12 protein-coding genes are annotated in these 15,141 nt (G+C 36.3%); 2 read left to right on the top strand and 10 right to left on the bottom strand.

The genetic code is table 11. The features are described 5' to 3' along the window. Nucleotides 1-338: 338 nt before the first annotated feature. The 5 genes from AC3DU7_RS08670 to AC3DU7_RS08690 all read right to left on the bottom strand — a co-directional run bounded on the left by AC3DU7_RS08670 (nt 339) and on the right by AC3DU7_RS08690 (nt 4,802). Nucleotides 339-536, bottom strand: coding sequence for a hypothetical protein (locus AC3DU7_RS08670; protein WP_488038950.1), 198 nt, complete (start codon nt 534-536; stop codon nt 339-341). Nucleotides 537-786: 250 nt separating this feature from the next. After that, the gene (locus AC3DU7_RS08675) at nt 787-1,506 is read right to left on the bottom strand and encodes a hypothetical protein (RefSeq protein WP_488038951.1); all 720 of its coding nucleotides are present in this window, start codon (nt 1,504-1,506) and stop codon (nt 787-789) included. A 19-nt stretch (nt 1,507-1,525) separates the two neighbouring features. Beyond that, nucleotides 1,526-3,223 carry an extracellular solute-binding protein gene (locus tag AC3DU7_RS08680; protein ID WP_488038952.1) on the bottom strand — a complete coding sequence of 566 codons (1,698 nt, stop codon included), beginning with the start codon at nt 3,221-3,223 and terminating at the stop codon, nt 1,526-1,528. 578 nt (nt 3,224-3,801) lie between these two features. After that, entirely contained in the window at nt 3,802-4,005 is a 204-nt protein-coding gene (locus tag AC3DU7_RS08685) for a cyclic di-GMP-binding domain-containing protein, MshE-related (protein WP_488038953.1), read from the bottom strand. Between the two features lie 578 nt (nt 4,006-4,583). Further along, the gene (locus AC3DU7_RS08690; RefSeq protein WP_488038954.1) at nt 4,584-4,802 is read right to left on the bottom strand and encodes a hypothetical protein; all 219 of its coding nucleotides are present in this window, start codon (nt 4,800-4,802) and stop codon (nt 4,584-4,586) included. Between the two features lie 148 nt (nt 4,803-4,950). On the opposite strand from AC3DU7_RS08690, the gene AC3DU7_RS08695 reads away from it, so the two are divergent. Together AC3DU7_RS08695 and AC3DU7_RS08700 are read left to right on the top strand one after the other, a co-directional pair. Then, nucleotides 4,951-6,363 carry an AAA family ATPase gene (locus AC3DU7_RS08695; RefSeq protein ID WP_488038955.1) on the top strand — a complete coding sequence of 471 codons (1,413 nt, stop codon included), beginning with the start codon at nt 4,951-4,953 and terminating at the stop codon, nt 6,361-6,363. Further along, nucleotides 6,356-8,224 (top strand): tetratricopeptide repeat protein, encoded by a 1,869-nt coding sequence (locus AC3DU7_RS08700; protein WP_488038956.1) that lies wholly within the window; start codon nt 6,356-6,358, stop codon nt 8,222-8,224. The genes AC3DU7_RS08695 and AC3DU7_RS08700 overlap by 8 nt, the downstream gene beginning before the upstream one ends. A 69-nt stretch (nt 8,225-8,293) precedes the next feature. On the opposite strand, the gene AC3DU7_RS08705 is transcribed toward AC3DU7_RS08700, so the two are convergent. The 5 genes from AC3DU7_RS08705 to AC3DU7_RS08725 all read right to left on the bottom strand — a co-directional run bounded on the left by AC3DU7_RS08705 (nt 8,294) and on the right by AC3DU7_RS08725 (nt 14,886). Further along, nucleotides 8,294-8,434 (bottom strand): hypothetical protein, encoded by a 141-nt coding sequence (locus AC3DU7_RS08705; protein WP_488038957.1) that lies wholly within the window; start codon nt 8,432-8,434, stop codon nt 8,294-8,296. Next, on the bottom strand, nt 8,421-8,624 hold the full coding sequence (locus AC3DU7_RS08710) for a type II toxin-antitoxin system RelE family toxin (protein WP_488038958.1): 204 nt from the start codon (nt 8,622-8,624) through the stop codon (nt 8,421-8,423). The genes AC3DU7_RS08705 and AC3DU7_RS08710 overlap by 14 nt, the downstream gene beginning before the upstream one ends. 40 nt (nt 8,625-8,664) lie before the next feature. Then, the gene (locus AC3DU7_RS08715) at nt 8,665-8,910 is read right to left on the bottom strand and encodes a hypothetical protein (protein WP_488038959.1); all 246 of its coding nucleotides are present in this window, start codon (nt 8,908-8,910) and stop codon (nt 8,665-8,667) included. An 836-nt stretch (nt 8,911-9,746) separates the two neighbouring features. Beyond that, nucleotides 9,747-11,921: a substrate-binding domain-containing protein gene (locus AC3DU7_RS08720; protein WP_488038960.1), complete on the bottom strand. Its 2,175-nt coding sequence runs from the start codon at nt 11,919-11,921 to the stop codon at nt 9,747-9,749. 370 nt (nt 11,922-12,291) lie between these two features. After that, nucleotides 12,292-14,886, bottom strand: a complete 2,595-nt coding sequence (locus tag AC3DU7_RS08725) for an ABC transporter substrate-binding protein (RefSeq protein ID WP_488038961.1) — start codon at nt 14,884-14,886, stop codon at nt 12,292-12,294. Nucleotides 14,887-15,141: the final 255 nt, after the last annotated feature.

The following is a 15,141-nucleotide window of genomic DNA, read 5'->3' on the forward strand; positions in this document are numbered from 1 at the left end:
TCAAATTGAGTTTCTATTTGTTGGAGTGGTTCGGCAAATTCTGTGCCACTAACTATTATGATTTTTTGATTTAATCCTGGAATTGGAGCATAAGCTAAAGCTAAAGCTATGCAAGTAAGTATTCCAGAAAAAATGCGACGATTTTTGATAGATTTTTGATTTGTAATTGTCATGGTTGAATATTCTCCTAATGTCAATTCAGTTAACAGGGAACAGGCAACAGGCAACAGGCAACAGGCAACAGGCAACAGCTAGCAACTGCCATTACTACTTATAATTAACCTTCTATCTAGATCAATAAACGCCTTATTTCTCCTTCTTCCTTCTGCTAATTAATTTTAACGACTGCCACCATCTTTATATGGAATAGGTGGTTGTTCGTCCTCTTGATGATTTTTTTGTTTTTGAATAATAGTTATTTCAGATTGAGACAAACTATCATTTAATTTATTTATTAGTATTTTTTCCTCTCGTAAAAAAGTCATAGTTGTTGTGAAAAGTACTACCAACAAAAGAGAATCAAGTTTATTTTTCATAATTTTCTTTCTGGTACTTATAAATATATCAGAAAGAATTTAATGATTTATGCAAACTTAATTCTTTTTAGAGGGACCATCAAATAAATCTACCTATAGTATTCATAATTCAGCACTTTTTCAACTGTGAAAGATTAGTGACTAAGTACAGCAGTAGAAGCAAAGGGTGCAGACAGATAGAGAAGCTATAAAACTCAGAAAACGTAATACTTTTCCTTTTTATTTCTTCTTCTTCCTTCCTTCCTTCTTATCAAAGAAATATTTTCATATTATTTTGATAGCTATTTAATTCATCACTTAAACTACGTAATTCTTGAATTTCTGCCAAATCATTCAAATTAGCATTCCGCAATTTATTCTCTAGTTCTTGCAATAATCCAGCCGCATCTTGAACCATAGTATGTAGACTAAAAATTTTTGCTTGTCGAGTATCTTTTCCAGCTTTTGCTAACTGAATATTTCGTTCTAAACTCGCAGCTAATTGTTTTAAGTGCTGTTGAGTAATATCAGATGTTGACCTTTGCTTACTCTTAACTGCTAATAGTTGTCTTTCCAAATCCTCCACAGATAATAACGCCTCATTATTCGGTAATTCTCGAGACATTTCTGTAATTTTCTGAGGCAGTTCAATGGCGCGATCGCAAACTGATTGAACTGTTACTAATAATTCCATTTGAAAAGCTTCACCACCTAACAATTGATTAGCTTCTTGCCGCAAAACTTCAGCTTTCTCTGCCAAATTTTTTGCTAGTCCAGAAATAATTTCCAATTCTTGTTCTAACTGTTTTCTTGCCAACTTTTCTGGATCGGGTTCTTGAGATTTCAACACAGCAGCACTTGCCACAGAAACAACCGCCGTAGCAGGTAAAACTACAAAATTTGGCAACCTCACAAACCGGACACCAGCTATTAACAAAAATCCACCTATTAATATAGATATAGGATAATCAAACGGATTAACTAATTTCATATTTCCCTCCAGATAAAAATTAAAATTCTGTTTGTAGATCTGACATTAAATTAACAATACTTTCTGGGTCTCCCTGACGATAATAACCACCATTTAAACTAGCGATTTGTTTCAAGACTCCAGCATCAAATTCTCCCTTTTTCCCATAACCAACAGTAAAAAAAGCAATCCTTTTGTCAGAATCAAATCCACTGTTTTTCAGATTATCTTTAAGTTGTTTGAGAGAAGTTTGAGAACCAGAATCTTCCCCATCAGTTAAAATAACTACAGCATTAATAGCATCAGAACGCAGATTTTCCTGTAATAAATTTCTCGCATTCAAAGCAGCATCATAAAGTTTCGTACCACCATCCGCTTTCAAACTACTAATAAACTGCATACCGCGAGCGCGACCTTCAGTAGTACCATCAACCCAAACCGGAGCTTTAATTTTAGAGTCAAAATCAATGAGAGCAATTTCTTCTTTTGGTCCTAAACCCTCAAGATAGTAGCGCAAAGTATTCTGAACAGCAGGTAACTTTTCACCGCTCATAGACCCAGAAGAGTCAACTACCAAAACCACCTGAGATGGTTTCTTCGCAAATTCTTGCCAAGACTTAATCATGGCATTAACTACTTCTGGTTGAGGAGTCCGCAGAGAATCATATTGAGCATTGGGATCTACTCCGTATTGGGTAGAAAATTTTGCTCCCAAAGAAACTCCCGGTATTCCTGGCCTGAGACCTAAGTCTGTCAGAATTTTTTGGGTGGCTGGTGATCGCAAATATTCAATGACTTTTTCTGCTGCTTCTTTCTCATCCTCGCTCACCCAAGGTGCCGTTGGTAAAATTGCCCTCATATTAGAAGTAAAAGTAGAACTGGGATAAATTGCCTCATAGCGAGTTTGAGTACTATCAGTATTTGCCTCAATTACAGAAGACTCATAAACAGAAGCGATCGATGCCCAGAACGGACCATTTTTCACCATATCTTCAGCTAGGGAACTGGTGGAAACCCCGTAGCGAGTGACTTTGCTCTGAATTTTTTGGACTTGGAATTGATATTGTTTTACGCTAGCAACAGTGAGTTGTTCGGGGCGTTTATTGGCAACAGAGGCAAACTGAGCTACCAAGGTTTGTAGACCAGAATTGGAACGAGTGGGAGCAGTGTGAACATAATGTATTGGCAGTTGAGGACTATTAGGATCTAGGTCTTGGTGAGTTTTCGCACTGACTAGGGAGCGATATATATCTGGTTGTTTCCGTAATCCTGCTGCTATTTCTTGTGATGCCATAAATACCATGGGACTATTTGCCAACAAAGGGGCATCAGTGATTTGAGGAATATAGTTTTGTCCGGGATAGATTTGATTCATTTGGTATAAGAGTTGGGAATGATAAATTTCTCCATCTACGGAAATTAGGGTGGGAAATTCTGGGGAGTCTGGTTGGATGCTTCCACTTTTGAGTTTTTGGGATAAAGAAACGATATCTTTGACTACATCTCCACTACCTTTCGCTTCGCATTTTAGGTAAAAAGATTTACCATTATCAAGTTTTGGTTGTTGTTGGTTTAGTTGAGTCGCAGCTTGGTTACAGAATTTTTCTAAAGCACTGCCAACTAAAAATTTGACTTCCAACCCTGAAGTATTTGAGGAATTATTAGCTGTAGTACAAGCTCCCAGAAACAGAAGTCCTAAACTGGGAATTAGACTGATTTTGTGCCAGTTGATTTTCATTTTTATGGGATAGTAATTGAACTATAGCGCTACGCTTTAGGTTGGTTAGGAAAATTAGTGCGAGCATCTTGCTCGCGATATGAATCATCTGAGTCGATGTCCTAACCTATTTGCATAGTGCTATATATTTATTAATCAGCCTTTTTTTCCCTATTTATGCAATTTATGCAAAAAAAAAGGCATCCCGTGGAATGCCTTAATGAATAATCAGCTTTTGCTTCTATTAATTAATCAGCTACAATTTCAAATTTTATGCAAATTAAGATTTATTGTTTAGTCGGGACAATTTATTTTCTATCTTTCATCTAAAATGTATATAACAATCTAAGGAAAGATTAGGATATATCAAAAGCTTAAAATTAAGACAACGCCAGATTTGTCCTTATCTGGTATCCACTTTAGCGAACTTAGCTTGGCAACCATGTCATCCGCCAAGCCAAGAAATAAATTTCTGGGCTGCATAGCATAAGTCATCTAAAGATGACTAATATCATGTCCGGATAATCAGTGATAAAAACCTTTTCTTTCCTTCTGCCTCCTTCCTTCTTCTTTCTTTCTTCTTCCTTCTTGCTTCTTGCTTAATCAATTACCCAATAACCATTTTCTCGCCAATATTGTTCTCTCAGAGCTGATTCTAAATCATCCTCTCTAATCCAACCTTGAAATAATAAAAGCTCACCAATTTTTTTACGACATGAAGCCTGAATATCTATTGCTTGATTTAATTGATCTTGAGAAATTAATTGTCTGCGGATTAGAATTTCGCCTATTTTCATCATCATATTTCACCTATTTGAGATTGATGTAATTTTCTATAGGCACTCTAATAATTGACGTCATATATTAAGTGTCTATTTTTTCTTTATACTTATTAATCAGCTAGTGTCTGGAAAATTATGCAAAATTCGATCTAGCTAGGAATAAATCGTAAGAACTCAAAGCGCCTTACTCTATTATTCATCAATCAAACATGGCTATTTTACAGATTTTGTCGGCATTGTTTACAAAACTTAATATTTTAAATGTATAGACATTTCCATTCTACTAAACTCACTCAAACTCTTAAAAAAGATGATTACTCATTTTACAGTTCTTGATAGGGTTTATCGATAAAATCAGCCACAACATTAGCTAATTTTTTAACTTTTTCCATGTCAGAATCATATATTACAGCGCTTTTCATTTGAGTAGACCACAAAATTATTTTGGCACTTAGAGTAGGGAGTAGGGAGTAGGGAGTAGGGGATAGAAAAATGCTTTTGGGTTGGCTATACTAACTGTAGTCTATCCATGTGAAAAGCGCTATAAAGTGATTTCCAACTGATGATTTCGATTTTCTGCTGGTAATACTACCTTTAAGTTATAAAGATTTATCTTCATCACTATCCTGACTCTTCCGTGAATTAAATTTAGCTTCTGTTACCCGAGTCAAGACTGGACGTAATACCCACAACAAAAAAGCAACTGCTATAATAATAGCGGTTAGACTATTTCCATTCTCTAATAAAGGAGTGGGATCTATGGGCAAGATATTTGTGCTAGGTTGACTGGTGCAAACCGTGTTTTGTTTTGGAAACATTCTATTTTTTCCTTGATAGTATTATGACTGACATTTCTATCTGAACATGAAATTTTTCTACTCAAAGCAGAGTTTTAGCTCACCATTTCTAGCTTGAAAAAAAGTGAGCTATAACTGAGCCGAAAAAAATTTATTTTGGAGAAATAATATGGCGGTTACTCTCAGAGCTTCTAAAGAGGGGTTGCAAAAAATTGATGCAGCTAGAAGAAAGAAAGGTTGGAGAAAAGCAGAGGGTGCTTGGTGCGGATTAGCACTAACTTCACCAGCAACTTTAAAACGTTTTTGGCGCAGTCTTCCTATTGAGCAAGAGACTTTTATTAATATTTGCCAGACTGTAAAAATTAACTGGGAAGAAATTGTGGACGAGACTCCTCCCTCATCCCAAAATTCAACAGTAGAATTTTTTGCTTATGATGATGCTTGGGTGGGTAGAGAAAACCTCATAGCTAAATTAACTACCAAACTTAAAGAGTCTTGTCGCTTACTTATTCTGGTTGGTATTAGTGGTATTGGTAAGACTGCTTTGGCAGAAAAGTTGGCGGTGGAGCTACACCAAGAATTTTTGCAGGGAGACTGGAGTAAGTTTCGCCAGGAAAATTTTGATAATGAGCAAGAAACTAAAGATTTTCGTAGTGTTGCTATCCGGTGGTTGCACAAGTGGGGAACGTCTCTCACTGAAGATGATTATAAAGATGTAGAAAGGTTACTCTATAAATTAGTTAATCGTTTGCGACAACATCCGTATTTGATAATTATTGATTCTCTGGAAAAGATTTTGGTGGGAAATGAGGATGAGGGATGGAGTGATTTTCAGGATGAATTGTGGGTGAGATTTTTTGAGCAATTTTTGGCTTCTCCAGAATGTCAAAGTCGCATCATCTTGACTTCCCAAGATTTCCCTGGGCAAATTCCCGAACGTTATCATAATTTCTGGGAGTCTAAACCTTTAACTGGTTTGAGGGAGTCGGAGCAGTTGCAGTTATTCGAGAAAACTGGGTTGGAGGTTCAGGAAAATTCTCCTAACCTACCCTATTTACAACGTATTGGTAATGCTTACGAGGGTCATCCTTTGGCGTTGCGGGTAATTGGGGGAGAAATTGGCAGCAAACCTTTTAATGGTAATGTGGTAGCTTATTGGAAAAGGTATGGTAATGAAATTGAAGAAGTGGAAAAGGCAATTGAGGAAGCAAAAACTAAGGGGATAACTGCTGGTGCTGATGATAAATTTCAGCTAGACAGATATACCCGTCAGTTGCGGAAAAGTGTCCGAGCGCGACTTGATAAGGCTTTTTCACGGTTGCCTCTTAATGCTTATCGGTTAATTTGTACTGCTGCAATATTTAGGTGTGAAGTGCCAGAGAGTTTTTGGTTAGGTAATTTGGAAGATTGGGATTGTAGTGTGGATGAGCAAGAAGTGGCATTGTTGACTTTGGGCGATCGCTTTTTGCTTGAGGAAGTAGGAGTTGATGAAAGCAGTGGAGAGTTTCTCCTGAGACAACATAATTTAATCCGTAGTGTGTCACTTGAACATTTAAAAAAATTGGATGAGGAAGATGGTTAATACTGAAAATAATAATACCCAGGGTGAAGTTATTTTGCCTACTGCTGAGTCTGTTTTAGAATTGTTAGAGCTTGACCCAGATGCACTGATGTCAATCAATCCCCTTTCCAAGCGTCGTCAATATCGGGCAGTAATTAATTGGTTGATTAAGTACAAATGTCCTCAAGAACTAAATGATAATTTAGAAATAGTGAAAGGTTATCTAGAGTCATTTTATCATCTTGGTGAAGTAGAAGACTGGGAAAAAGCCTGCCAAATCCTTAGACTCCAAATACCTGTCAACCAATTACACAATCAACTCGGCATTTGGGGCTACTATCAGGAACAAATTGAAATGTATAATAGACTTTTGGGCAAGTTAAATCCTTGGATAGAAGTTACCTGTTTAGACGGTTTAGGAGGGGCTAAACGCCATATAGGAGAGTATCACCAAGCAATTGATTACCACGAACAAGCATTAGGAATTACACAGTCAATACATGATCGTGCTGGGGAGATGAAAGCACTAGGTAATTTGGCAAATGTTTACCACTCCCTAGCCGACTATTCTAAAGCAATAAAATATAATCACAAGTGTTTGAGCATCGCACAGGAAATCAAAGATCCTACTGAAGAAGGAGCAGCACTAGGTAATTTGGGTTATGCTTATCAGTCTCTAGCACAATACCATCAGGCAATGACATTTTTTCAACAGCATTTAGATATTGCTAGGGAAATTGGTGATCGTAGTGGAGAAGGTAAAGCACTGAGTGGCCTTGGTGTTAACTACGGTATGACAGGAAAATATAACCAGGCAATTGATTATCTAAACCAGTATTTACAGATTGCTAGAGAGATTGGCGATCGCGAAGGAGAAGGAACAACCTTGGGAAATTTGGGTAATGTTTACTCTAATATGGTAAACTATGATAAAGCAATTAATTACCTGAATCAGGATTTGGAAATTGCTAAAGAAATTGGGGATCGTGCCAGCGAAGCAAGAGCTTTGGGAAATTTAGGTCTTAACCATTATTACTTAGGAGATTATCCCAACGCAATTGATTATCTTAGGCAACAGTTAGCAATAGTACAAGAAATAGGCGATCGCGCAGGAGAAGTCAGAGCGCTGGCCAATATTGGTATGATTTATGAGTCTCAAGGAAGCTATGGGCAAGCAAACGATTACTATCAACGGAGCTTAATTCTTGCCCAGTCAATAGGAAATCCTGTAGGAGAAGCAAAAGCACTTGGTGGTCTAGGCAACCTCCAGTGTTTTCTAGGAAACTATCATCAAGCAATCGGTTATTACCAGCAATGGCTAGATATTGCACAAGCAATCGGTAGTCCAGTCGATGAAGAAAATGCACTTCTTGGTCTAGGAAATGGGTATGAATCTTTGAAAGAGTATGACAAAGCAATTAATTACTATGAGCAGTCCTTAACCATTGCACGGAAAATAGGCAATCAATATGGGGAAGGCAGCGCTTTAGGAAATCTGGGTTTTGTTTATAACTCCACAGGAAACTATGAGCTAGCGATTGGATACCATCAACAACATTTGGCTATTGCCCGCTCAATAAAAGCTCCACTAGAAGAAGCGACAGCGCTTGCTAATTTAGGAGAAACTTTCATAAATATTCAGCAGTATTCGACAGCTCTAGAAAATTTACAACTGGCATTAGAAATTTGTAGGAAAATTGGTAATCGGGCAATTGAGGCTGAAGCTCTCAAGAATTTGGCACTCACCCATCAAAAATTAGGAAATTTAGATGCAGCACGACAGTATTGCGATGAGGCGATCGCTATTTTCACAGAATTAGGACTGCCAGAATTGAAAGAATGTCAGGAATTGCTTGAGGAAATTCAAAAGTCAAAAGTCTAGTAGGGTGTGTTAGCGCAGCGTAACGCACCGAAATATTTTGGGAGGTGCGTTAATGAAATGTAACGCACCCTACTGGACTGCTTTTGCCAATATTGATGGTAAAACCTTATTCTCTAAAAAGGAGTCATCTGCATAGAAGAGCGATCGCTCCTCATTTCCTCCCAAAACCTCTAAGCGATCGCCCATCAAAAATTTATCACTTATACACATCGCCACGAGAAGCAATAGTAGTCACAACATATACTTGGTTTTCTCGATCTTCCATAAACAAAACCCGATATTTTCCCACTCGCAACCGTAACTCAGGACGACCTTTAAGCGCTTTAATATCAAGACCAGTAGCATCTACAACCAGAGTATCCAAAGCTTTAATTATTCGTAATTGGTCGTCTGGTTGCATCCTTTATAAATATCGTTGTGCAGCTTTCAAAAGAATATAGTCAGTCAATTTTTTCTCCAAAAAGCTTCAATTTTAATTCTTTTGAGGAAATGCCGCGATCGCGACCTGCCAAATAATCTTGCCAAGCTAATTCACTTTCATTTATTTCAGAAACAGGAATAACCTCGGAATCTCCTTCTACTTCTACCTCCTCATCAACCATCTGTTGCAATGCTTCTAGTAATCTCAGTCGATCTGCAGTAGAAAGATTATATACTTGGTTTAGTACCTGCTCGTAAGTAAACATGGACTATACATTTATTTTTTAGTTTAGTTATTTCCTACTATATCATAATTGTACCAATTTGATACAGGTGTAATTCACAAATCGGTCAATTTTTTCTGCTGTTACTATTCTCCAGGCAACCGCTCTTGCCAAAACTGCTCCTTTTAAGTATCCTACTTAGGGTTTGCTGAAAAAGTCTTTTTTAAGGAGTAGGGGAGCGGGGGAGTAGGGGAGTAGGGGAGTAGGGGAGTAGGGGAGTAGGGGAGTAGGGGAGTAGGGGAGAATTTTTTTGCCCAACTATGGCTAAAAATGCGCTCCTTTTTAAGCATGAAAAGCTGAAAACCATGTACTTTTTCAATACCTAAAAAGGCACTTACCTTTATCTGGTAATTATTTGAAATTTAATCAGCAAGCCCTACTTATGATGGGCTGAAAAAAATAATTGACATAGACATACGCATCCAAAATAGTGCATGATTACGAACTTTTTTCAAATTGGTATTATAGCAGGGAATAGGGAACAGGGAACAGGGAACAGGGAACAGGGAACAGGGAACAGGGAACAGGGAACAGTTGGAAAAACATTTCCTAGTCTAAGATTTATAATCAGTCTCTGTCCTAACCAATTCTTTCTTAGCTATACATTTCATTAACGCACCCTACTGGACTGTTTCACCTAAAATAGTGCATTAGATTTGTCATTGCGTTAGCGCAGCTTTGCGATAGCAAACGGCAGTGTTTGCGTAGCATTCCGTAGGAAAGCAATCTCAGGCCAACTTTCTATTGCATCATTTAAGATGAAACAATCCACTACTGGACTGGACTATCCACTTTTTCCTTCTTCCTTCTTCAAAACATTAACGAATGGGACTATATCCAGTTTCTTCAATTAATTTTTGCCCTTCATCTGTCAACAGCAATTTTCCATAAGCTTCTCCAGCTTTTTCATCAAAAGAACCATCTTTTTTCACAATCAGAAATAACCGTCTTGAAATCGGATATGTTCCATTTTCAAATACTTCTAAATTCGGTTGATTACGCTGTTCAGGACAATTTTCTGGTGGCACTAATTCACCTTTATAAGGAGGAACAAAAGTACCTCCCGATTGATAGGCAATTGATAAAGGTTTCACGCTACACTGAGGAATAATTTCTGAAGCTGTGCCAAAATAAATTCCTCCTTTATTTGCAGTTACTTCTCGTAAAGCTTGAGTAGTAGTAGGAATCGAAACTACATTTTCGCTAAATTTTTTGTTGTTCAAAATATTTTCTTGAAAGAAGAGAGTTGTACCACTATCAAAAGGACGAGCATAGGGAATAATTTCCATATTAGGTCCTCCTATTTCACTCCAATTTTGAATCTGACCAGTATATATTTCTTGGAGTTGTTTTAAGGTTAATCCTGCAACATCAAGTTCTGGATGAACTACTATAGCAATGCCATCCATAGCAATAGGAATTTGCTTGAGTTGAAAGCCTCTATTTCTGGCGAGTTGTAACTCATAATCTGTCACAGGTCGTGAAGATTCAGCAAAAGAAATTTGACCTTCTAATAACATTTTAATTCCTGTTTCTGAACCAGGAGGTAAACTTGGATGTTGTCTATAATTTAGCTTAAATTCTGGAAAGATTGCTTGAATTTTGGGATTAATTTTACTGCGAATTGGTGCCCAAGTAGTGCTGCCTCCATGTAGCCATTTGCCATCAGGAACATCAGGAACATAAGCAAAACATCTGACAGATTTGATTTGATTTTCTGTGGGGGGTTTATTTTGGATTGGTTGTTGCGGACAGGGAGAATTTACTACATCTTTTTCTGTTGTTTTTTCTCCACTAATCAGCGAGAAAATTACTCCACTAATAATCAATAAACCTATAGCTCCTAATAATAAGAAAATTCTTTTATTGAGTAATGAAGTTTGGGGAGTCTTGATTAAGTTGCCAGTAATTTGTTGCCAAGTTAAAGGTTTATCTAATGCTGACTCTCGAATACATATTGTTGGTAACCACATTGCTCCTGGATAATCAGATTCAAAATATTCCAGACGTTCTCTAGCAGTATGAACAGAACTAAATAAGGATTTATTTTTAGTAAATTCCTCAAAAAAATATTCTAAAAATTTAACTGCTACTTCATCAGGTATGGGTTCTCGCATGACAATACTACGAGGCAAACTTAACTGAGCTAATTGACTAGCTAGTCCTAAACCATCACAGGAATTAAATATTGCTAATTGTAATCCTTTATCTATTACATATCTGAGAGAATTCTTGAATTCATCAATGCTTAATTCATCACTATCATTGAGAGAAATCCAGCCAATTGAACCATCTTCTTCACTGCGACTATGACCGGAGAAAATAAAGATATGATAACCTGATTCTTCTCTTAGTGTATTAGCAAATTTTTCTCTGCTAGGCTGTTTTAAACAGATAATTTCTGCTCCTTTTTTCTGTAATTTTTGTACTATTTCTACGTCTAAATCAGTATTAATTCCTGCACTTTTTCCTACCACTAAAAGTACTCTGATTTTTCCATAATTAAGGGAAGGTTTTAATGCACCTTTTCCTCTGACTCTCATAGCAATTTCTGCTTGAGGAAATCGAGATGCTAATAAACCCCATTCTTGCCAAGGTAGTCGTCGTAGTTTAGGATTTTTTACATCTAGAAATACACGAATTTCTGACTCAGAGTTTTGCAATGAGCTAAATACAGAAATTAATTCTTCTCTGATTAGTCGCCATCGACCATCGTCAGAATCTAGCCATTTATTAATCTGAGTTTTTACCATTTTTCTTTGTTCTGAACTAGAGTAAGAAATAGTTTTTTTGGGACTAATTCTAGTAGAAATGTTACGAACTTTTTCTAGTTGGTTATAAGCTAACTGCCAATTACTTAATGATGATTCTAATTCTGGTGGTAAAGCTGGTAGAAAGCCATCAATAGAATCAAATTTACCATCGTTGGCAGTGAGAGTTACATGAAACCCGGGAGCTTCAGTTTCGAGAAGTTTAATCTTAACAATACTCATAGTGGCATCCTAAAGAAAGTCAAAATTCAAAAGTCAAAAGTCAAAAGTCAAAAGGAAGTTATAAGTCAAAAGTCAAAAGTCAAAGGTAAGAAATTTATAAACCAAAAGTAAGAAGGAAGAAGTAAGAAGGAAGAAGTCAAAAGTCAAAAGTCAAAAGTAAGAAATTTATAAATCAAAAGTAAGAAGGAAGAAGTAAGAAGGAAGAAGTAATACAAAAATTGTGCTACTTACCGAATAATTATAGCGGTTTTCATTGATATATATAAGGTTTAAAGCCTCTCCTTTAAAGGGATAAACAAGAAAAAAATTTCCTTTGAATCAATCCTCTCCTTGAAAATAAGAGGTAATTTTAATTATTAATTATTAATTATTAATTATTAATTGTTGAGCTTCCCTCCTCCAAGATCATAAATTCATATTTTCCAGATTTAGCATTAGGTTTTACCTGAACTAATACTGGTTTATCCTTCTTGAGAAACTGGCGATCGCCTAACTCCCCAAATCTAATTTTTCCTGTTACTCCTTCTAGATAAAAATCACGACTAGATAAAATACTTTGTAACTGTTTACGAGAATAGTTACCTATCATTTCATCTACAGCTTTAGTAATAGTTTGAGTGGCATCATAAGATGTAGCAGTACGCCAATTAATTTCAGCATTCCAAAACTTTTGAGCTGTTTGACTAAATTGGGAGTTAGGGTGGCGATGCCAAGGAATAGCAAGGGTTAAACTTGCTCGGTCTGCTTGTAGGCCAGCATCCTTTAATACCCTGGGATTATAAATGGAATCTCCACCTAATAATTTCAATCCTTTAGCATTATTAATTATGCCGATAACATTACTCAAGGTTCTGTCTGTAGCCGGGACTAAAAACATTATTTCTGCCCCTCGATTTTGTGCTTCTTCTACACAGTCACTGGCACTAAAATTACCGGATGAAATATTGCACTTATATACAAATTTTTCTGGCAATAGTTTATTAAATTCTTTAGCTAAAGACTCACTATAACTATTACCAGGTATATAGGCAACTGCTATTTTTTTATCTGCCCAATTTTGTTGATTCAAATAATTGAATAGAGCTTGAGCTGCTAGGCGATCGTTTGGTGCAACTCTCAACACAAATTTGCCGAAATTTTTCAAAAGAATAGAAGTACTGGTAGGAGAAATTACTACTAATTCGGCTTTGTTATAAATTTCTCCTGCTTGTAAAGTCATATCACTAGAAGAATGACCAATAACGGCAATAATTTCTGACTTTGCTACTAAAGCTTGAGCAATTTTTTCTGCAGTTTCTGGCAGATATTCATCATCAGCAATAGTAACTTTTAAAAATTTACCGTTGAAACTACCAGAGCAATTTAGTTGATTTTCAGGATTTTTAATAGCTAGAGAAATTTTCGGTAAACCACAATTAAATTCGCTTTGAGCTTGAGCAACTCCTCGCAAAATTTCCTGAGAAATATCTGACTCCTGACGAATAGGAACACTAACTGCTATTTCTATCTTTTGCCCAATATTTGTATCAGATTTTTTTTGAGCAATAGCATTATTCAAATAAATCAAAGTTTCGGGGTCATTTTTCTTGACTTGGAGAGACTGGCGAAATTGAGCGATCGCCTGAGAAAAGTTACCATTATAAAATTGTTCAATTCCTTCTTCTTTTGCCGGATTTTTCTCGGAATAAATTAACAACTTTTCCCCCTGACTAATATTTTGTAAAATTGCTGGTTGTATTCCGATAATTTTAGTTTCAGTGAATTGACTTCTGACTAAATTGATTGCCAAAATTACCAATAAAATTCCTGCTGTTACTCCTAAAGGAAGTTTAAATTTATCGATAAATATCTGCCATAAATTGGGAGAAATTAACTGCTGCCAGCTCAAAGGATGAGACAAAGCTGTTTCTTGAATACAAAGAGTAGGTAACCACATTGCCCCTGGATATTGAGACTCAAAATGTTCTAATCTTCCTCGGGCTATTTTCATAGATTTAAACAGAGATTTATTATTCGCAAATTCTGCAAAAAAATACTCTAAAAATTTAACTGCCACCAGGTCAGGAACAGGTTCTCGCATGACAATAATTCGTGATAAACCAAGCTGGGCCAACTGATTTGCTAAACCCAAACCATCACAGGAATTAAATATTGCCAACTGCAACCCATTATCTATTGCATATCTCAAAGAATTTTTAAACTCTTTAATACTTAATTTATCCCGGTCGTTCAAATATATCCAACCAATTGAACCATCTTCTTTACTACAACTATGCCCGGCAAAAATCAATATATGATAACCAGGTTCCTCGCGCAAAGTGTCAGATAAAATCTCTTGTGTTGGTTGATGTAAAAATCTTACTTCTGCACCCTTTTCTTTTAATTTTTGAATTACTTCTAAATCTAACTGTGTATTAATACCATCACTCTTACCAACTATGGCAATAATCCTTACTTTTGAAGATTTACGAAGCCGTCTAAACTTTCTTTTACCTCGAACTCGAATAGCAATTTCTGTTTGAGGGAAACGAGACTGAAATAAATTCCATTCTTGCCAAGGAATGCGACATAAATTAGGATTTTTAATATCCAAAAATAGGCGAATTTCTAAATCAGAGTTTCTTAGAGAAGTCAACACATAAATTAATTCATCCCGTACAGGTTGCCAATTAATATCGCCACTATCTAACCATTGATTAAGACTTATTTTAACTTGTTCTTTTTCCTCATTACTAGAATAATTAACTACTGATTGTGGACTAATCCGAGTTACTACTTTTCTCACATCTTCTAACTGAGAATAAGCTGATTGCCATTGATTAAAAGATTTTTCTAATTCAGCAGGTAGACATGGTAAAAAACCATCAATAGGCTCAAAGTTAGCACCGATTGAATTTAAAATCACATGAAACCCATTTTGACCACTATCTATAAGTTTAATCTTAATAATTTTAATAGTTTCCATATTTATCTGCGATAATCTTAAACGTAAGCATTCAGCCATCAGCTATTACTTTTTTTTAGTTTTATATAAAAGCTTTACTAATTGAGTCAGAATTAAATTCTAATATCAAAGCTTGCTTTAAATTCTGGCATTGCTGAATTAAGGTATGAAAGTAGGTTTATAGGGAACAGGGAACAGGGAACAGGGAACAGGGAACAGCGGTGCGACCCCGCGTCGGCGACAGATGCAAGCGGTCGGAACCCGCGCCGCCGACAG

It is taken from the genome of Okeania sp. (genome assembly GCF_983059655.1).